18 protein-coding genes, 2 tRNA genes and 1 pseudogene are annotated in these 17,976 nt (G+C 70.8%); 18 read left to right on the top strand and 3 right to left on the bottom strand.

What is annotated here, in order from left to right; genetic code table 11:
• Positions 1 to 2 precede the first annotated feature (2 nt).
• From ACZ5NW_RS16550 to ACZ5NW_RS16540, 3 genes are read left to right on the top strand one after another with little or no spacing between them, the layout of a single operon-like run.
• Positions 3 to 392, top strand: a complete 390-nt coding sequence (locus ACZ5NW_RS16550) for a toxin-antitoxin system YwqK family antitoxin (RefSeq protein WP_468744539.1) — start codon at positions 3 to 5, stop codon at positions 390 to 392.
• A gap of 54 nt (positions 393 to 446) precedes the next feature.
• Entirely contained in the window at positions 447 to 659 is a 213-nt protein-coding gene (locus ACZ5NW_RS16545) for a pentapeptide repeat-containing protein (RefSeq protein ID WP_468744538.1), read from the top strand.
• Positions 590 to 760 carry a hypothetical protein gene (locus ACZ5NW_RS16540; RefSeq protein WP_468745112.1) on the top strand — a complete coding sequence of 57 codons (171 nt, stop codon included), beginning with the start codon at positions 590 to 592 and terminating at the stop codon, positions 758 to 760. Before ACZ5NW_RS16545 ends, ACZ5NW_RS16540 begins: the two co-directional genes overlap by 70 nt.
• On the opposite strand, the gene ACZ5NW_RS16535 is transcribed toward ACZ5NW_RS16540, so the two are convergent.
• A complete protein-coding gene (locus ACZ5NW_RS16535) occupies positions 761 to 934 on the bottom strand; it encodes a hypothetical protein (RefSeq protein ID WP_468744537.1) in 174 nt (57 codons plus the stop codon).
• A 105-nt stretch (positions 935 to 1,039) separates the two neighbouring features.
• On the opposite strand from ACZ5NW_RS16535, the pseudogene ACZ5NW_RS16530 reads away from it, so the two are divergent.
• From ACZ5NW_RS16530 to ACZ5NW_RS16470, 13 genes and pseudogenes are all read left to right on the top strand, one after another.
• Positions 1,040 to 1,319: pseudogene (locus ACZ5NW_RS16530) on the top strand (DUF397 domain-containing protein).
• Between the two features lie 123 nt (positions 1,320 to 1,442).
• Entirely contained in the window at positions 1,443 to 1,775 is a 333-nt protein-coding gene (locus tag ACZ5NW_RS16525) for a hypothetical protein (protein ID WP_468744536.1), read from the top strand.
• A gap of 57 nt (positions 1,776 to 1,832) precedes the next feature.
• On the top strand, positions 1,833 to 2,147 hold the full coding sequence (locus ACZ5NW_RS16520; protein ID WP_468744535.1) for a pore-forming ESAT-6 family protein: 315 nt from the start codon (positions 1,833 to 1,835) through the stop codon (positions 2,145 to 2,147).
• A gap of 87 nt (positions 2,148 to 2,234) precedes the next feature.
• Complete coding sequence (locus ACZ5NW_RS16515) at positions 2,235 to 2,621, top strand: DUF6507 family protein (RefSeq protein WP_468744534.1); 387 nt, start codon at positions 2,235 to 2,237, stop codon at positions 2,619 to 2,621.
• Positions 2,618 to 5,419 (top strand): ADP-ribosyltransferase, encoded by a 2,802-nt coding sequence (locus tag ACZ5NW_RS16510; protein WP_468744533.1) that lies wholly within the window; start codon positions 2,618 to 2,620, stop codon positions 5,417 to 5,419. The genes ACZ5NW_RS16515 and ACZ5NW_RS16510 overlap by 4 nt, the downstream gene beginning before the upstream one ends.
• Before the next feature lie 73 nt (positions 5,420 to 5,492).
• Positions 5,493 to 5,891, top strand: a complete 399-nt coding sequence (locus ACZ5NW_RS16505) for a hypothetical protein (protein ID WP_468744532.1) — start codon at positions 5,493 to 5,495, stop codon at positions 5,889 to 5,891.
• Positions 5,821 to 6,624 (top strand): DUF6508 domain-containing protein, encoded by an 804-nt coding sequence (locus tag ACZ5NW_RS16500; RefSeq protein ID WP_468744531.1) that lies wholly within the window; start codon positions 5,821 to 5,823, stop codon positions 6,622 to 6,624. The genes ACZ5NW_RS16505 and ACZ5NW_RS16500 overlap by 71 nt, the downstream gene beginning before the upstream one ends.
• A 158-nt stretch (positions 6,625 to 6,782) precedes the next feature.
• A complete protein-coding gene (locus ACZ5NW_RS16495) occupies positions 6,783 to 7,226 on the top strand; it encodes an HD domain-containing protein (protein ID WP_468745081.1) in 444 nt (147 codons plus the stop codon).
• A 79-nt stretch (positions 7,227 to 7,305) separates the two neighbouring features.
• Positions 7,306 to 7,620 (top strand): hypothetical protein, encoded by a 315-nt coding sequence (locus ACZ5NW_RS16490; protein WP_468744530.1) that lies wholly within the window; start codon positions 7,306 to 7,308, stop codon positions 7,618 to 7,620.
• Between the two features lie 76 nt (positions 7,621 to 7,696).
• A complete protein-coding gene (gene eccD / locus ACZ5NW_RS16485; protein ID WP_468744529.1) occupies positions 7,697 to 9,052 on the top strand; it encodes a type VII secretion integral membrane protein EccD in 1,356 nt (451 codons plus the stop codon).
• A 77-nt stretch (positions 9,053 to 9,129) separates the two neighbouring features.
• Positions 9,130 to 10,482 (top strand): MinD/ParA family ATP-binding protein, encoded by a 1,353-nt coding sequence (locus tag ACZ5NW_RS16480; RefSeq protein WP_468744528.1) that lies wholly within the window; start codon positions 9,130 to 9,132, stop codon positions 10,480 to 10,482.
• A gap of 44 nt (positions 10,483 to 10,526) precedes the next feature.
• On the top strand, positions 10,527 to 14,501 hold the full coding sequence (eccCa, locus tag ACZ5NW_RS16475; RefSeq protein WP_468744527.1) for a type VII secretion protein EccCa: 3,975 nt from the start codon (positions 10,527 to 10,529) through the stop codon (positions 14,499 to 14,501).
• A 4-nt stretch (positions 14,502 to 14,505) separates the two neighbouring features.
• Positions 14,506 to 15,927, top strand: coding sequence for a DUF6177 family protein (locus ACZ5NW_RS16470; protein WP_468744526.1), 1,422 nt, complete (start codon positions 14,506 to 14,508; stop codon positions 15,925 to 15,927).
• Here ACZ5NW_RS16470 and ACZ5NW_RS16465 read toward each other — a convergent pair.
• Positions 15,914 to 17,014, bottom strand: a complete 1,101-nt coding sequence (locus ACZ5NW_RS16465) for an acyltransferase family protein (RefSeq protein WP_468744525.1) — start codon at positions 17,012 to 17,014, stop codon at positions 15,914 to 15,916. The genes ACZ5NW_RS16470 and ACZ5NW_RS16465 overlap by 14 nt on opposite strands.
• A 323-nt stretch (positions 17,015 to 17,337) precedes the next feature.
• Between ACZ5NW_RS16465 and ACZ5NW_RS16460 the strand changes: the two genes are divergently transcribed.
• The gene (locus ACZ5NW_RS16460; RefSeq protein ID WP_067241091.1) at positions 17,338 to 17,532 is read left to right on the top strand and encodes a hypothetical protein; all 195 of its coding nucleotides are present in this window, start codon (positions 17,338 to 17,340) and stop codon (positions 17,530 to 17,532) included.
• A gap of 70 nt (positions 17,533 to 17,602) precedes the next feature.
• Here the strand turns inward: ACZ5NW_RS16460 and ACZ5NW_RS16455 are convergent.
• Positions 17,603 to 17,673 (bottom strand) — tRNA-Gly (locus tag ACZ5NW_RS16455).
• 187 nt (positions 17,674 to 17,860) lie between these two features.
• Here ACZ5NW_RS16455 and ACZ5NW_RS16450 point away from each other — a divergent pair.
• A tRNA-Pro gene (locus ACZ5NW_RS16450) sits at positions 17,861 to 17,937 on the top strand.
• Positions 17,938 to 17,976: the final 39 nt, after the last annotated feature.

Raw genomic sequence — 17,976 nt, 5'->3', positions numbered from 1 at the left:
TGATGGCGGAGCTGATCCGTATCGACATCGACGACCCAGAGGTTGATATGGACCATGCGCAGCGCTTGCTGTATCGGGGAGAGCCGTTCACGGGTGAAGTCGTGGAATATCTGGGTGGTGCGCTCGTCAGCCTCGAAACCTATGAGCTCGGGGTGCGGCACGGTCCTAGTCGTGACTGGTACAAGGACGGCACGCTGCGCTTCGAAGGGACCGTGCGCAGCGGCCTCCCTGTCGGCGTCTCACGCGAGTGGCACACGAGCGGCACACTCGCGTCCGAACGCGTCTTCGCCGACGACGGGCTGACCATGCTGTCGGACCGTGAGTGGGACGAGGAAGGCCGGCCGACGAAGGCATGGAGCAAGGAGGACGCCTGGGCTGGGCCGACCGCGTAACTTGCTTGTATTCGAGGAGCATTCAATTTCTCCGAATCCTGGATCACCGATGCTGTGTTGGAACATGTCGTGCTGGCGGGCGCGGAGCTGTCCCGCTCCGATGCCGAGGGCGCGGATCTGACCGGGGTCGACCTGTCCGAAGCATCGCTCTCTACGGCGTCGACGCTTTCGGGGCGAGCTGCCGAGGAACCAAGTTCATGGGATCGTCTCTGCTCGGGGTCGACTTCCGCTCCGCCGATCTGCGGGATTCCGTCTTCGGGCCGGTGATCCTGGTGGAGGCGGGTGTCTCCCGCGAGCTGGCCGGCCGGGAGCTGCAGGAGTGGATCAGGGAACGCGGTGGCGAGTTGAAGGGCGTGGGCGTCGACTGATCAAGAAGGGTCCCCTGTCCGCGTCTGGGAGAACACCGCCTCGTAGCCCCAGAGCGTGGGGTAGGCCCGTACGAGCGCCAGGACCCCGTCGGCCTCGTCGCCCGTCGGCCCCATGAACTCGGCCGGGAAGGCCGGCGGTTCCGGGTCCGCGTCCCACGCTCCGATCCGCAACACCCATCAGGCCGGCGCACCCTCAGGGCAGGCGGGGCGGTCCAACTGGGTGTCTTCCGAACGCTCTTTCGTGGAGTGCAAGGGGTGACGCTCGCCCCGGGCCATCGCGTGACTTCAGCCACAAGCTGGCGAAGGAGTTGTGAGGCGACCCATGGTCTCACCCGCACCCACTGGCGGAAGTCGTCGTACTCCGGCGGCGGCGACGGCCACGCCTGCGTGGGGATCGCAACCCACCGCTCCCGCATAGCCGTTCGTGACTCCAAGGCCCCCGCCGGGGGCCACCCTCACCTTCCCGGCCGGCGCCTTCACCCTGTCGATGAGTTGGGCGAGGTGGGTGATTTGCCGGAAGTGGCCCGTATATCCCCACGGTTTGGTCACCGGTTTGTGATGCCTCTGTGTGCACGGCCGTCCCGCATTGCACAGACATTCGGCTAGTTGATAGGCATGACTCTGACTGTGCAATGCGCGTGATGCGCGACGAGAGACCCTCATGGGGGAGGCGGGTTCGGGTATGAAGTTCGACATGGGTGCGCAGACGCTGTCGACGCTGATGCGTGATTCGCGTGGTTCGAGTGATGAACTGGGTACGTTGATCCGGTTGTTGGTGCAGGCGGCGCAGCCGTTGGAGGGGAAGTTCAACGGTACGGGTCGGCAGCGGTTCGATGCGTTCAAGGCGCGTGCGGATGAGATCACGAGTGAGTTGAACGGGTCGTTGTCGGCGATCCTGGGTGGTCAGTCGGGGATGGAGTCGGCGTTCGCTTCTGGTGATCAGGAGCAGGGTGAGAACGCGCAGCAGCAGATGGCGGCTGCGAACTTCGACGCGGCCCGGTTCGGTGCCCGTTAGAGCTGCTGGTCGGCTGAGTCAGGTTTCTTTCTCTTTCTTCTTCACGGGGAGTGTGTGATGGCGGGTTCGGGTCAGGATCGTCGGTCGTACGACATTGGTGCGTCGACGGATGCGCAGGGGAACATCCAGGCGGTGGTGGCGCGTCTGGAGACGGTGATCGGTGAGCGTGACCGTCAGGTGAAGGCTGCGATGGCGGACTTCACGGCGGATGGTGTGGCGGATGAGTACCACGGCAAGGAGCAGCGGTGGACGAACGCCTCGAACGAGGTGAAGAACATCATCGCGCTGCTGAAGTCGACGCTGGAGAAGAACGACGGTACGGCGCAGTCGACGCTGGCGAAGGCCAAGTCGGCCGTCAACAACATCGGCTGACACACCGTCGGCTGACACAGGCGGTCAAGGCGAACTAGGCGTAGCAGGGCGTAAGAGCGTGAGAACGTCGCGGACACGGGGGTTGGGATGCCGGGCTGGGATCTGAAGCCGCAAGGTATTTCGCATGTGCTGAAGACGACCGGTGAGACGGCGGGGCATCTGGAGACGCACGCGAAGTCGTTCGGCGACAATCTGTCGTCGGCGGCGACGAGTGCGGGGACGATCTCCGCGGACGCGCCGGCGGCGGACGGCAAGCAGGCGGCGGGCGGTCTGGTCGCCCTCGCTCTGTCGCAGTGGGCGGAGCGGTCCTCGAAGGACCTGCAGTTCGTGGCCGCCCGGGCCGGTAAGTCCCTTCAGGGCGTGGTGGACGCGACGACGGCGTACTTGAACGGTGACGAGGAGATGGCGGCCGAGGCGCAGCGCAACACCCTCGCCGCCCCGAAGATCGATGCCCCGGGGGTGGGCAAGGCGTGATCAAGCCTGATCAGATTCCTCAGTTCACCGGCAATCTGGCCCAACTGGAGCTGGACCACGCCGCGTTGAAGAAGGACGCGACGAACATCCGGGACACGGGCAAGGACGTCCACAGTCAGTTCCAGGGCCTGTCGGCGTTCTACCACGCCCCCGAGGCGGAACAGCTCTTCGGCACCACCAAGCCCGTCCAGGAGAAGGCGGACCACTTCGCCACCGAACTGGAAACCGTCTCCTCCGCGCTCTCCTCCTACGCGACGGAGATCCGCCCTCTCGTCTCCAAGCTCGCCGAACTCAAGACCAAGGCGCAGACGTTCGTCGACTCCGTCAAGGACGACGACGACTGGGAGTACGACGGCGACAAGGTCGACGAGCACAACCAGATCCGGGACGACATCACCAACACGGTCGCCGCTTTCTGGGCGGCGGAGCGGACCTGCCACAACAAGATCACTGCGATCTGGGGTGGGACGCAGATGGTCGCGGGGGACGGTTCGGAGCGCAAGGACCAGTACGGGTTCAACGCGGAGGACCTGAAGAACGCCAAACTCCCCTGGGGTGACCCGGTGGAGGAGAAGCATCACTGGTACGAGGTCGGCCACTGGGTGAAGTCGTTCGTCTGGGACGGCCTGATCGTGGACGGCATCTGGGGCACGATCAAGGGTCTTGGCACGCTGGTGGGCTTCGGCGGCTGGGACGCGATGGGCGCGGCCTGGAAGGGCCTGGCGCAGCTCGCCACCGGTCTGGCTCTCGCCTCGATCCCGGGTGTGGGGACGGCGTTCTGGCTGCTCCCGGATGACAAACTCCCGTCCTGGATCCGTGATTCGCGCACCGCGATGAAGGAGACGGGCAAGGCGCTGGTCGCCTGGGACGAGTGGGGCAAGAACCCCGGTCGTGCGGCCGGTGCGGTCACCTTCAACGTCCTGACCACCGTCTTCACGGGCGGTGCGGGTGGTGCGGCGTCGGGCGCGGGCAAGGCCGGCGCGGTCGCCAAGGCCCTCTCCGTCGCGGGCAAGGCCGGCAAGATCATCGACCCCATGACCTACGTGGCCAAGGGTGCGGGTGCGGGTCTGTCGAAGATCGGTGACATCACCAAGGCGATCAAGGGCATCGGCAACGTCGAGATCCCGCACCTGCCCGACGGTGCCATCGAGCTGCCCACCGGGCACGGCCTGGACCCGAACGGCAACATCCTGCCGCCCCACACCAACTTCGACGTCCCGTCGACGCCGCACAGCGCCACGCCGGCCGGGCTGCCGTCCCACTGGACGATCCAGACCCCGGAGCCGACGGGCTTCACGGGCGGCGCGCACACCGTCGACAGCGGTGTCTCCGGTGCGACGCACGGTGTGTCCGACGGCGTGATCGGCGGGACCCCGCACCCCACCCCGAGCACCGGTTCCGCCGGCCTGCCGGGCCACGGGGACGGCATCTTCGGTGGTACCCCGAACCCGACGCACACGGGTTCCGGTGTGCCGACCGGCGTCACGCACGGCGCGTCCGACGGCATCTTCGGCGGCACCCCGAACCCCACGCACGCGGGTTCCGGTGTGCCGACCGGCGTCACGCACGGCGCGTCCGACGGCATCATCGGCGGCACCCCGCACCCCACCGGCTCCGGCGTCGCCCCCGGCACCTTCGGCGGTGCCGCGCACACGGTCGACAGCGGTGTCTCCGGCGCGGCCCACGGTGCCGGCGACGGGATCTCCGCGGGCGGGCACGCGGGTACGACGCCGTCGGCGTGGTACCACGACACCCCGACCACGGCCCCGCACCACACCCCGACCACGGCCCCGCACCACACCCCGACGACGACCCCGCACGACGTCCCGACCGGCACCCCGCACGCGGGCACCCCTCACACGGGCACCCCCCACACCGGCGGCCACGACGTACCGAATGGCGCCGGCCACGACGCGCCCCACGGCACCGGCCACGACACCCCCCACGGCACCGGCCACGACACCCCCGCCGGTCACGCCGACGACGCCACGCACACCGGCGACCACACGGACGTGGGTGGCGACCACACGGGCCTCGGCGACTCGGCCGTGGACGCCGGTGTCCACCACGGCACCGACGTCCCGCTCGCCCCGGGCCACGCGGGCACGGACGCCGCGGCGCATGCCGGGGTCGGGGAGCCGTTCGAGTACAAGCCGATGATGTCGGCGGACGACTTCGACAACCTGACCGGCGAGCAGAAGCACGCGGTCGCCGCCGCGGAACTGGAGCGGGGCACGAACCCCCACCCCAGCTCCAGCAACGCGGCCGGTCAGGCGTACGGCGACACGTACTGGAACGACTTCCTGGACGGCCTCGACCCCGAGGCGAGCGGCGCGCTCCACCAGTACAGCGACTACCACTACACGACGATCAACGGTCAGCTGCGCGACATCCACACGCCGCTGGAGCCCCACGTCCAGAACATCGTCGACAACATGGACCGGGTCATGGGCGCCCGCCCCGTGCCCGAGGACATCATGGTCGTCCGGGGCACCGGGTTCGACCACATCCTCGACGAGCCCGACATCGACTCGCTGCTCGACATGGAGGGCAGGACCTTCACGGACAAGGGGTTCACCTCCACGTCGCTCGGCAAGACCCCGGCTTTCGAGTTCAAGCCGATGATCATGCATCTCCGGGTGCCGAAGGGCACGCCCGCCCTCTGGATCGACCACATCTCCGCGAACCCGGGCGAGCGGGAGCTGCTGCTCGCCCGCGGTACGGAGTACAAGGTGACCCGCGTCTTCCAGGAAGGCGGCAAGTGGCAGGTGTACGGGGAGGTCGTGCCGAAGCCGTAGCAGATGGCTCTCGGCCGCCCCGGAACAGGCCCCGTCGTCGCGGATCAGCCCGACATACAGAAACATGGACTTCATGAGCAGTGAACAACGACCGCCCTCGCGCTTCGAGGACGACTTCCAGTTCAAGCCGGTGGCAGGTCCGGCGTCGTACAGCCGTCGCACCGACGGCCCCGTCACGTACCTGAGCGTCGCCGACCGCACCGGTGCCGTCATCGGATACGTGTGGGCGAACGACCAGGACGACGCGGCCGGCTGGGTCGTGCCGCCGGGGCTGTCGGACGACGCCGTCAACGCCGGGGCGAAGTGGGTACGTGCCCTGCGCGCCGGCAAGGCCCGGGAACTCGCCCCGACGGCCCTGCTCGCGGAACTGGCCGCGGGCTCGAACGACAACAACGCGACCCATGTCGTCCGGGGTTCGCGCGCCGAGGCCCCGAGCCTCGACGCGCTCAAGGAGCTGGCAACTGGGCACTGAGCCGCTGCCCGACCCCCGTCACCCCGTCTGGTACTTCCCCGTCAGCACCACTGGCGGGGAAGTCGCCGGCTACGTCTGGGCCGACCACACCCGGCGGGAGATCGGCTGGACGCTCCGCAGCGAGGGGAGCGTCCAGGCGTACGACGTGGGCAGAACCTGGGAGCGTTCGGTCTCGGAGCCTCGCGAGGAACGGTTCGACACGCTGTTCGTCATGGCCGAGTTGGCCCGTGTCCCCGGCGCCGGACCGGTGGCCGGCGTCGCCTCCGTGGATGTCGTGGACGACCTCGCCCGTACCGTCACCGACGCCGACGACCAGCGGCTGCTGGCCCAGCTGGCCTCGGACGACGACGCCTGGCGGGAGGTGGCCGAGGCCTACCACGCGCTCACCCCCGAGGACCGGAAGATCCAGTGGGGCGGTGGCGAGCGGAACGAACGCGGTGCGATGCAGATGCCGTATCCCCGGTACGGCGTCGCGCTGGACCGGCTGCGGACGGCTCTGTACGCCGTGCGGGCCAACACCGCCGAACACCGGTGGGGCGGCAAGCCGTTCCCCACCGTCCCCAAGGACGGTCCGCTCCCTCCCGCCGACGCCGTGCGCGCCATCACCGCGGTCTACCGCGCGGAGCGCGTCTGCGACGGCACCATCGCCGAGTCCCTGGACAACGGCCTGCTGGACGCGGCCGTCACGTCCCTCCTCGCCTGGTACGACAGCACGCCCCGCGCCCACAGCTGACGGACAACCGCCCACCCCCGCCTGCCTGTGCAGGTTCTGTGCAGGTTCCCGACCCCGGTCATGGTCCTGCCGGTGAAGTGAAGCCCCCCGGGTGTACTCCCCACCCACCCGTGCCTTATGTTGCACAGGCAAAGTAAGGGGGAGTTTGCGCCGTGAGCATGAGTCTCGCCGAGGTCGAGGCCGTCGCGTGTGCCGCGCACGCCGGGCAGACGGACAAGGCAGGGCGGCCGTACGCCGAGCATCTGCGGGCCGTCGCCGAGGGCGTCCGCGCCCGGGGCGGGGACGATGAACTCGTCGCCGCCGCATGGCTGCACGACGCGATCGAGGACGGCGCGCTCAGCGAGGAGTGGTTCGACGGGGCCGAACTCCCGCAGCGGACCAAGGACGTCGTACGGGCCGTGACCAAGCGGTCCGGCGAGCAGCCGGAGGCGTACGCGCGGCGGATTCTCGCCACGCCGGGCGCCCGGCTGGTCAAGGCGGCCGACCTCGCGCACAACGCCGACCCGGACCGGCTCGCCGCCCTGGACGAGCCCACCGCCCGGCGCCTGGAGCGGAAGTACAGCGCCATGAGGCAGTACCTCGGCCTCACCCCGCACGACTGAGCACCAGAAGACCGCACGACTCAGCACCACGAGAAGCAACGACACACACGACTGACGGCACCCACAGGACGACGACTTAATGGCACGGGACTACGACAGCCAGCTGCTGGAGTCGGTGACGGTGCGGCGGCGCCGGATGCGCGACGCGCTCCTGTTCGGCGCCCAGCGCGGCCGGCGCACGCTGGACGAACGGCTCGGCAAGGTGTTCGCGGGTATCGCGATCGCCGCCGTGCTGTGCGCCGGATGCGTGGGCTGGTCCTTCCTCCAGGCCACGCTGGCCAAGCAGAAGGCCCAGCAGGACAAGCAGCGACAGCAGCAGGAACAGCTGTACAACCCGGGGAGCAGCAGCCCGTCCCCGAGCGGGAGCGCGACCTCGGGTGGGGAGAAGCGGTGAAGACGGTGGATCTGGGTGACGTGGTCACCTCAAAAACCGCAGTTGGCCGAAACGACGCGATGATAGGTTCCGGTGAGTGGTGAGCACTGCAACGACGTCTCGGACCCAACTCAGCCGAGTCACCCTGATCGGTGAGCGGCGACGCGCCGACCTGGTGCTGCCGTCGGACACCCCGATCGGCCAACTGCTGCCCGACATACTCCGGTTGCTCGACGACCGGGTCGCCTCGCGGCCCACCACGCGGCAGTTGGTCACCTCCGACGGCTCGGTCCTGCCGAACGACGCCACGCTGTCCTCGGCCGAGGTCGCCGACGGCGCCGTCCTCCAGCTCGTCCGCGCGCACGCCGCGCCCCCCGCGCCCGTCGTGCACGACGTGACCGACCAGATCGCCGACGACCTCGATCTGCACGGCTGGCGCTGGCGCCCCGCCGCGCGCCGGGTCAGCGCCGGTGTCGCCACCGTCGGCTTCGCGGTCGCCGCGGCCCTGCTGGCCCGCCACGAGTTCTCCCTTGAGTCCGTCGCCACCGCGCTCGCCGTGACGACCGTGCTGTTCCTCGTCGTCGGCGCCGCCGTGGCGAAGATCGGCGAGGGCAACCGGGGCCTGGCCACCGCGCTGCTCCTCGCCTCCGGCGGGGTCGGCCTGCCGGCCGCCTGGACCGCCGCCGACGCCTACGACTGGTCGGGCGAGGCCCGCCTCGCCGGTGTCGTCGCCGCGCTGGTCCTCACCCTGGTGCTGCTGGCCTACTTCTCGCCGCTCGGCCGCGGCGGTCTCATCGGCGCGGGGGCGGCCGTCGCCGTCTGCGCCGTCTGGGAACTCGTGGCCGCGCTCCAGGACCGCTCGGACCGGCTCGGGGCCGTGATGACCGTGTTCTCGGTGGTCCTGCTCGGTCTGCTGCCGCGGTTCGCGCTGATGGCCTCCGGGCTCACCGGCCTCGACGACAAGCGGTCCTCCGGCGTGTCCGTGAGCCGGCACCAGGTCTCCAACGCGCTCGCCGCCACCCACCGCGGCCTCGCCCTGGCCACCATCGTGGCCGCCGGTTCGGCCGCCGCCGGCGGCTGGCTGCTGACCACCGCCGACAAGCCGAGCGTGTGGGCCGTGACCCTCGCCTCGCTCACCGCCGTGGTGCTGCTGTCGCGGGCCCGGGCCTTCCCGCTGGTCGCCGAGGTCGTGGCGCTGTTCGGGGCGGCGGCGACGCTCGTCGTACGCCTCGCGGTGGTGTGGCTGGACCATGCCGGTGGCGCCGGCGCGCTGGCCCTGCTGGGCGTCGCCGCGCTGCTGCCGCTGCTCGTCCTCGCGATCGAGCCGCCCGAGCATGTGCGGGTCCGGCTGCGGCGGCTGGCCGATCTCATCGAGTCCCTCGGCGTGATCGGACTGTTCCCGCTGGCCGTCGGAGTGTTCGGCATCTACGGGCAACTGCTCGACAAGTTCTGAGTCCGACAAGTTCTGAGTCCGAGGGACAACACGTCGGCGCTGCGGGCGGGACGACGAGGCAAAGGGAGAAGGGCGACATGCCGAGCGCGAGCGGCGACAACTGGCAGAACGACGTACTGCGCAATCTGAGGAACGACACCAACGCGCCTCAGCAGCCGGGCACCCCCGGGCAGCAGCAGCAACAACAGCAACAGGGCGTGCCCTCGCAGGCGCAGGGCCCCGGCTACGGCTACCCGCAGCAGCAACAGCCCGACCCCGCGTACGGGTATCCGCAGCAGCCCCAGGCTCCCGGCTACGGGTACCCCCAGCAGGCGTACCAGCAGCCCTACGCCGACCCGGCCGCGCAGCAGCAGTACCAGGAGCAGTACCCACAGCAGTACCAGCAGCCGTACCAGCCGCAGCAGCCGTACGTCGAGCAGGGCACCCAACAGCCCTACCAGCAGCCGGTCCAGCAGGCCCAGCCGCAGCCCCAGCAGGCCGCCGCCCCCCGCCGCACGGCGAACCGTTCCACCCCCGACACCCGCCCGGTCGTCGACAAGCGGCTCGCCGCCACCGGCCTCAAGCCCCGCCGCGGCGAATCGTTCAGCGTCCGCGCCCTGCGCGCCGTACGCCGTACCGTCTCCTCCTCGGCCGCCCGCGAGGTCGCCGAGACCACCGCCACCGCCGAGACGCTCCAGCGGCCGGTGACCACCGGCCGGCAGATCGCGGTGACCTCCATCCGCGGCGGCTCCGGCAAGACCACGGTCAGCGCCCTGCTCGGCGCCACCTACGCGCACTACCGCCAGGACCCGGTGCTGATCATCGAGGCCGACCCGGCGCTCGGCTCGCTGCCGCTGCGGCTCGGCGCGGAGAACACCCGCTGGACCACCGGCGACTTCGCCACCATCGTCGAGCCGCAGATGTCCCTGCTCGACGTCAGCGGCTACCTGGTCCAACTCCCGGAGAACGCCTGGCTGTTGCCCGGCAGTCAGGGCCAGGTCGGCGCGATGCTCGACACCAAGGGCTATGAGCGGATCATGGTCAATCTGCGCCGCTACTTCGGTGTGACCGTCGTCGACTGCGAGACCCTGCCCGCCGAGGTCGCCCGCACCGCGCTGTCCGCCGCCCAGGCCCGGGTGCTCACCGTGCCCGCCACCCTGGAGGGCGTCGCCAGCACCTACGCCGTCCTGGACTGGATGCGCGGCCTGCCCCGGGACATCCTGGCCACCACCGTCGTCGTCCTCACCGAGACGGCACCGCACGCCGGACTCGACCTGGACAAGGCGATCGAGCAGCTGAGGACGACCGGCGCGAGCGTCCGGGTGCTGCCCTACGACCGGCATCTGGCGGCCGGTGGCGCCATCCACACCGACCTGCTCGCCCGCACCACCCGGCAGGCCGCCACCCAGCTGGCCGCCGAGGTCTTCGAGCTCTCCCAGAAGCGCCGCTGACCACCCCCTGGCCATCCCGAAGGGACCCACAGAGGCTTAGGACGATGAGCACCCGACTGATCCATCGCCCGGCGCGGACCACCCGGCCGCCCGCTGCCACCGAGGCGCGCACCATCGAGGCCCCGCCCAACCTGCCCGAGGGCAAGGCGGGTTCGATCGCGACCTCGCTCCTGCCCGTCGCCGGCGTGATGTCGTCCGTCGTGATGATGACCGTCGTCCGCAACAGCCAGTTCGCCGGGCTGGGCGCGATCATCCTCGTGGTCACCCTCGCCGGCTCCCTCAGCCTGGTCTTTTCGCAGCGCGGCAAGGCCCAGCGCACCCGCCGCACCCAGCGCGAGGCGTATCTGTCGTACCTGGAGGACCTGCGCGAGGAGCTGTCCAAGGAGGAGAAGGAGCGCCGGGAGCAGGCCCAGGTGCTCAACCCGCAGCCGGACGCGCTCTACGACATCGTCCGCGACCCGGCCCGCCTGTGGGAGCGCCGCCGGCTCGACGGAGACTTCCTGCGGGTGCGCGTCGGCACCGGCGAGATGCCCGTACGCGACCTGAAGGTCGGCCAGCAGGGCTCCTCCGTGCTCACCCCGCCGGACCAGTTCATGCTGAACGAGGCGTCCGCGCTGTCGGCCCGCTTCCGCACCGGCACCGAACTCCCGCTCACCGTCCCGCTCGACCGGGTCGGCAACATCACGGTGATCGGACGGCGCGAGGACACCCTGCGCGTCGCCCGCGCCCTCCTCGTACAGACCGCCGCCATGCACGCCCCGGACGACGTGCCGATGGCACTCGCCGCCGCAGGCGACCGCATCCCCGACTGGGAATGGGCCAAGTGGCTGCCGCATCTGCTCGACACCGAGCAGTTCGACGGCCCCGTCTCCGCCCGCCGCATAGCGCCCTCCATGCCCCAACTGGCCCGCCAGATCGGCCCCGAGCTGCGCCGCCGCGCCTCCTACGCGGCCGAAGTGCGCCGCGGCCTGTCCGGCAAGGACGCCCTCGCCATGACCTCCCGCCTGCTCGTCGTCTCCGACGCGCACGGCGACGACGCCGTCGACCTGCCCCGCCCCGACGACGCGGTCGGCCTGCGCGAGATGGGCGTGACCGTGCTCCACCTGCTCGACGAGCGGGTGCAGGAGCCCGGCCACGTCGGCGTGCGCATCACCGTCGACGGCGAGAAGGTCCTCATCGAGGACCTGCGCCAGGACGAGCCGATCAGCGCCCACGGCACCGTCGACGAGGTCGGCGTGCCCTTCGCCGAGGGCTTCGCCCGCATGCTCGCCCCGCTGCGGCTGTCCGCGGAGTCGATGGTCGACGCCCCGCTGTCCGGCCCCGTCGACTTCGCCGAGCTGCTCGGCATCGACGACGTCGCCGACCTCGACCTCTCCCGGCTGTGGGCGCCGCGCGGCGAACGCGCCTTCCTGCGCGTGCCGATCGGCATCAGCGACTCCCACGAGCCCGTCCTGCTCGACCTGAAGGAGTCCTCCGAGCTGGGCATGGGCCCGCACGGCCTGTGCGTCGGCGCCACCGGCTCCGGCAAGTCCGAGCTGCTGCGCACCCTCGTCCTCGCGCTGGTCGCCACCCACCCGCCGGAGGACCTCGCCCTGGTCCTCGTCGACTACAAGGGCGGCGCCACCTTCGCCCCCTTCGCGGACCTCCCGCACGTCGCCGGCGTCATCACCAACCTGGAGAACCAGGCCGGCCTGGTCGAGCGCGTCCACGCCTCGCTCGCCGGCGAGGTCAAGCGCCGCCAGCAGGTCCTCAAGGACGCCGGCAATGTCGCCGACATCGGCCACTACGCCGCGCTGCGCGCCGAGAAGCGGCCCGACCTCGACCCGCTGCCGCACCTGTTCGTCGTCATCGACGAGTTCGGTGAACTCCTCACCGCCAAGCCGGACTTCATCGACCTGTTCCTGTCCATCGGCCGTATCGGCCGCTCGATCGGCGTGCACCTGCTGCTGTCGTCGCAGCGCATCGAGGGCGGCAAGCTCAAGGGCCTCGACACCTACCTGTCGTACCGCCTGGGTCTGCGCACCTTCTCCGCCGACGAGTCCCGCACGGTCCTCGACACCACCGACGCCTTCCACCTGCCGCCGCTGCCCGGCTTCGGCTACCTCAAGGTCGACACCAGCCACTACGAGCGCTTCAAGGCGTCCTACGTCTCCGGCGCCTACAGCGGCCCCGTCCAGCGCGAGGCCGAGGACACCGGCCCGCTCGCCCTGGAGTACGAGGCGTTCAACACCCTCGGCCAGGACGAGAACGCGGGGCCGGAGGAGCCCAAGATGCGGCGCCGGGAGACCGGGCCCACCCAGATGGGCGTCATGGTCGACCAGATCGAGGGCTCCGGCGCCCCGGCGGTCCGCCAGATCTGGCTGCCCCCGCTGCCCGAGGCGATCGCTCTCGACAAGGTCGCCGGTCCGCTGGAGGTCGGCCCGCGCGGCATGCAGCTCGCCAAGCGGCGCGGCCCGCTCCAGGTGCCGATGGGCCTGCTCGACGACCCGACCAAGCAGTGGCAGGGCCAGTGGTACCTGGACCTCACGGTCGCGGGCGGCCACGCGGCCGTCATCGGCGGCCCGCAGTCCGGCAAGACCACCCTGCTGCGCACCCTCGCCCTCTCCCTGGCGCTCACGCACACCCCGCAGGAGGTCGGCATCTACGGCCTCGACCTGGTCGGCGGCGGACTCCAGGCGCTGTCCGGCCTGCCGCACGTCGGCGGGGTCGCCGGCCGCGCCGACCGCGAGCGCGCCGCCCGCACCATCGACTCCGTGCGCGGCATGCTCGACCAGCGCGAGGAACTGTTCCGCATCCACAACATCGACTCCCTGGAGCAGCTGCGCACCCTGCGCGCCGCGGGCCATGTGCCCGAGCTGGCCTCCACGGAGATCGTGCTGCTCATCGACGGCTTCGGCGCCCTGCGCGACGACTTCGAGGCGCTGGACGACGCCGTCGTCGACATCCTCAAGCGGGGCAGCGGCTACGGCATCCACGTCGTCGCCGGCATGCTGCGCTGGAACGACGTGCGCATCGCCACCCAGTCCCAGTTCGGCACCCGCGTCGAGCTGCGCCTGAACGACCCGAGCGAGTCCAGCATCGAGCGCAAGCTCGCCCAGACCCTCTCGGCCGACGAGAAGGGCCGCGTCCTCACCGACGGCAAGCTCTTCGCCCAGGTCGCCCTGCCCCGCACCGACGGCCTGCCGGACACCGCGGACCTCGGCGCGGTCCTGGAGCGCACCGCCCGCTCGGTGCGCGCCACCTGGACCGGCGAGGTCGCGGCGCCGGTGCGGGTCCTGCCGCAGATCCTGGAGCCGCACCTGCTGCCCGGCCCCGCCGCCGAGCCGCGCCGCGTCCCGATCGGCCTGGACCAGACGAAGCTCGCGCCGGTCCTGCTCGACCTGTTCCACCACGACCAGCACCTGCTGATCATGGGCGACAGCGAGTGCGGCAAGACCAACCTGCTCAAGGTGGTCGCCCAGGGCCTCATGGAGCGCTACGGCGACCAGGAGCTGGTCTTCGGCGTCATGGACCCCCGGCGCGGCCTGCGCGGCGCCATCCCGGAGGAGTACCGGGGCGGCTACGCCTACAACGCCAAGATGAGCGCCGGACTCGCGGCCGGCATCGCCACCGAGCTGGAGAAGCGGCTGCCCGACGAGAGCGGCGACCCCTCCGACCTGGAGCCGGGCAGCTTCGCGGGCCCGCGGATCGTGATCCTCGTCGACGACTACGACGTCCTCACCACCGCCGGCCAGCAGCCCCTCGCGCCGTTCGTGCCGTACATTCCGTCGGCCCAGGACATCGGCCTGCACTTCGTCCTCACCCGCCGGGTCGCGGGCGCCTCGCGCGGACTGTACGAGCCGCTCATGATGGGCCTGCGCGAGTCCGGCGCCTCGGCGCTGGTGATGTCCGGCGACCGCAGCGAGGGCCAGCTCTTCTCCGGTGTCTACGCCACCCAGCAGCCGCCCGGCCGGGGCGTGCTGATCCGCAGGGGCGAGCCGAACCGGCTGATCCAGACCGTCCACGCCGAGCCGAGGTGACCCCATGACGAAGGACGTCGTAGCCCTCACGAAGACCATGCCCGACCCGCTGAGCGTGATCGCGGGCCTGCTCTCGGGCGGCCCGGACGTGCTGGTCGGCGCCGAGGGCGACGGGGCGCTGATCCGGTTGCACGACGAGGAGGGCCGCCCCCTGGTCTCCATCGAGGCGCCGCTGCTCGTCCAGGTCAGGGGAGAGGCCCAGCGGCTGCTCGGCGCGGACGAGCCGGAGGTCCCCTACTGGTGGACCGAGGCCCGCGCCACCACCGGCGTGAAGCAGGCGGAGGCGCTGGCCGGCACCTTCGCGGCGCGGATCGCCATGCTGGTGGGCGGCACGGCGTGGCCGCGCGAGATGGCGACCTCCGTCGGCGTCGTGAAGAGCGACGGTGTGACGGCGGTGCCGGTCCCGGCGGCGGCCCAGCCGGCCGTGGACGTCCTGACCGACAAGGTCGCGGTCGTCATCCAGGACCGCCCGGTGGTGGCCATGACCGCCTGGCTCGCCGACACCTTCCGGGCGGCCGCGAACCATGAGCTCGGCCTGCAGATCGTCACCCCCGCCGGCACCCGCCTCTCCCCGGCGGTCCGCCACAACCTGCCCGGCTGGCCCTCGCGCTGGGTCGTCCAGGACGAGCGGTGCGGCTACTACGACGGCCTGTCCGGCGCCGTGCTGGAGTGGAAGAACGGCCTGTTCGTGACCGTCGAGTCGGCTGAGGCGACCCCGCGGGACCCGCGTACGCCGATGGCCGAGACGTTCGCCGAGAACACGGCCGACACCGGTGAGCGCCAGCTGGCGATCTCCTTCCGCTGCGTCCACCCGGCCGACGACCGCCTGGTCCTCGGCGGTGCCCTGGAGGCGGTGTGGCGCGAGATCACCGGCGAGCCACCGGCCGGCTGGGGCACCGAGGAGCCCGCCAACCTGCCGTGGAACCTGCGCCAGTTGACGGACGTGGCGTTCGAACGCGCCCCGGAGCCCACCTGGTTCGTGGTCGTGGGCACCCCGGAACGCCCGGGCCTGGCCACCGTCCGGGTCACCCGCACCAAGGGCGGCGTGGAGGAGGACGTCACGCTGTCCTTCGGCTACGGCGCGGCGGAGGAGCCGCCCACGGACGCGGTGCGCAAGGCGGCCGAGGTTCTGGCCACCCGCCATGACCTGCAGTCGATGCTGGTCCAGATCCGGCGGGCCCGTCGTGATCTGTCGGTCCCGCCGCACTTCGAGGGGCCGGGCGTCCCGTACGCGTTCGTGCTGGGCGCGGAGGAGGTCCGCGAGATGCCGGGCGACCGGGCGAGGCGCACCCCGCTGGCGGAGGCCCCGCTGGAACTGGGCCCGAGGACCCGCCCCGCCCTGTACTACCCCCTGCCGGGCGACCCGTCGGATCTCTCGGGCTGGAGGGACTTCGAGCGCCTGATGAGGCACCTCAAGGGCGCGTAGGAGCCGGGACGTTCTCGCGGGTCCGCTCGCGGGCGGCGCTCACCGGGTCCCGCTTGAACGCCCACTCCATCCGGGGTTCCACCACGCACCGGAACACCTTCCGTACGGGTGGGGTGCACAGGAGGGTCACGGCCGCGGCGGCCGCGAGGCTCACCAGCACCTCACCCACGTGGCTGTGCAGCGGCGCCAGGTCGTACCACCCGCGGTACTCGGCCCCCTTGAGCAGGAACCCGTGCAGCAGATAGCCGTAGAGCGTGCCCGCGCCCAGCGAGGTGAACCACATCGCGCGCCCGGGCACCCAGGCGAGGAAGCACCCGGTGAGCAGCAGCGCGCAGCCGAACAGCGCCAGCTGCATCACCGGCCCGGCCCACCAGGGCGCGCCGAGCTCCTGCGCGGAGTCCCGGTGGTAGAACCAGCCCGCGTCCATCCGGGGCACCGCCCACCAGGAGAAGGCGAGCGCGAGGGCGAACACGGGCACGGCGGCAGCGCGCACGGCGGGCCGCCGTACGACCTGGAAGTGTTCGGCGCGCAGAGACAGGCCGAGCACGAAGTACGGCAGGAACTGCAGCACCCGCTGGAGATCGAGATCGTCACCGATGCCCGGGGTGAGGGAGGCCAGCGCGGCGACGCCCAGGGCGAGCGGCAGCGGCCACCGGACGAGCTTCCAGATGGGTGTGGTCAGCCGCCACAGGAACAGGGCGACGAGGAACCAGGTCAGATACCAGGGGTCGAGCAGCGAGATGTCCATGGGGACGCCGTCGACGGCCTCGCGGAAGAGCGGATAGGCCGTCTCGAAGACGATGTACGGCACGGCGACGCCGGTGATCAGCCGCTTCAGCCGTCTCGGACTGCCGTCGAAGTCGCGGGAGAAGTACCCGGAGACGACGATGAACGCCGGCATGTGGAAGGCGTACACGAGCAGGTACGCGGCCTGGAGCGCCCGGCTGTCGCTTTTGAGCGGCTCCCAGGAGTGGGCCACGGCCACCAGCACGATCGCCAGATACTTGGCGTTGTCGAAGAAGGCGTCGCGTTGCATTCGAGGCACCCTAGTTGCGCGCGCGGGACGGCGTAAAACCCCGCAGGTCATTCCGGTTAATGGGCGCCGAACTGCTGACGCGATGGGCCGGTATGTCGTGATTCTTCCCCGCTAAATACCGACCAAAAGGTGCAAACTCCCTGCCGTGGTGGAGGCGTTCACCGCCCGGCGGCGTCAATTCGGCATTACCTGCGAATACGTTGTGCGGATACGGAAACGAACTCCCGTAATGCGCGCCGCCGATGGAACGCCTACGGAAGATGTGTCACGCGCCGCATGCCCGGGCCGGGTTGGTGGCACGATGGACTACGGCGGGGGTGCGAGGGGTCGCAGCCCCGGGCCGGGAGTGCGGACGACCGAGGGCGTGATCAGTTGTGGCCATTTCACTGTCTGTTGTGCTGCTGTTGGCGATCATCCTGGTGGTGCTGATGCGAGGCGGCTCCATCAAGGCGGGCCCCGCCATCGTCGCGATCCTCTTCGGCTTCTTCCTCGCCTCGACGGGCATGGCCCCGTCGATCAACAGATTCCTGAACTCCCTGGCGGAAACGATCAACTCGATCAGCTTCTGACCCGACCGGGAACCGGCCGCCTTCCGCAACGCACGAGACCCCGGCGACGAACGCCGGGGTCTCGGACCGGAGCGGGCGACGGGAATCGAACCCGCGTAGCTAGTTTGGAAGACTAGGGCTCTACCATTGAGCTACGCCCGCACAGCACGCGCCGCGGGTCGTGAGGACCGCGGCACTGCACGCATCGTAGCGGGTCGACGCCCCTCGCCGCACACCCGTTTCCCGCCGGAGCGCGCCGCGCGCCCCAGCTCGGCGGTCCGCCCCCGTACGCTCCCGGAATGCGGCGGTCGACGCGTGCGCGGGGATGTACCCTACGTCTCGCACCAGACGGGGTGTGGCGCAGCTTGGTAGCGCGTCCGCTTTGGGAGCGGAAGGCCGTGGGTTCAAATCCCGCCACCCCGACCACCTGCCGGATCATCGTCCCGGCCGCCCGCGTGATCGTCC

The organism is Streptomyces sp. NPDC032126, from assembly GCF_055580085.1.
The sequence above is the reverse complement of the archived record's forward strand: the minus strand, read 5'-3'. Positions and strand labels throughout refer to the sequence as shown.

Coding starts and splice junctions, on each gene's coding strand:
- ACZ5NW_RS16550 (WP_468744539.1), top strand. CDS start 3: ATGGCGGAGCTGATCCGTATCGACATCGACGACCCAGAGGTTGATATG.
- ACZ5NW_RS16540 (WP_468745112.1), top strand. CDS start 590: ATGGGATCGTCTCTGCTCGGGGTCGACTTCCGCTCCGCCGATCTGCGG.
- ACZ5NW_RS16525 (WP_468744536.1), top strand. CDS start 1,443: ATGAAGTTCGACATGGGTGCGCAGACGCTGTCGACGCTGATGCGTGAT.
- ACZ5NW_RS16520 (WP_468744535.1), top strand. CDS start 1,833: ATGGCGGGTTCGGGTCAGGATCGTCGGTCGTACGACATTGGTGCGTCG.
- ACZ5NW_RS16515 (WP_468744534.1), top strand. CDS start 2,235: ATGCCGGGCTGGGATCTGAAGCCGCAAGGTATTTCGCATGTGCTGAAG.
- ACZ5NW_RS16505 (WP_468744532.1), top strand. CDS start 5,493: ATGAGCAGTGAACAACGACCGCCCTCGCGCTTCGAGGACGACTTCCAG.
- ACZ5NW_RS16500 (WP_468744531.1), top strand. CDS start 5,821: ATGTCGTCCGGGGTTCGCGCGCCGAGGCCCCGAGCCTCGACGCGCTCA.
- ACZ5NW_RS16495 (WP_468745081.1), top strand. CDS start 6,783: ATGAGTCTCGCCGAGGTCGAGGCCGTCGCGTGTGCCGCGCACGCCGGG.
- ACZ5NW_RS16490 (WP_468744530.1), top strand. CDS start 7,306: ATGGCACGGGACTACGACAGCCAGCTGCTGGAGTCGGTGACGGTGCGG.
- ACZ5NW_RS16480 (WP_468744528.1), top strand. CDS start 9,130: ATGCCGAGCGCGAGCGGCGACAACTGGCAGAACGACGTACTGCGCAAT.
- eccCa (WP_468744527.1), top strand. CDS start 10,527: ATGAGCACCCGACTGATCCATCGCCCGGCGCGGACCACCCGGCCGCCC.
- ACZ5NW_RS16470 (WP_468744526.1), top strand. CDS start 14,506: ATGACGAAGGACGTCGTAGCCCTCACGAAGACCATGCCCGACCCGCTG.
- ACZ5NW_RS16465 (WP_468744525.1), bottom strand. CDS start 17,014: ATGACCTGCGGGGTTTTACGCCGTCCCGCGCGCGCAACTAGGGTGCCT.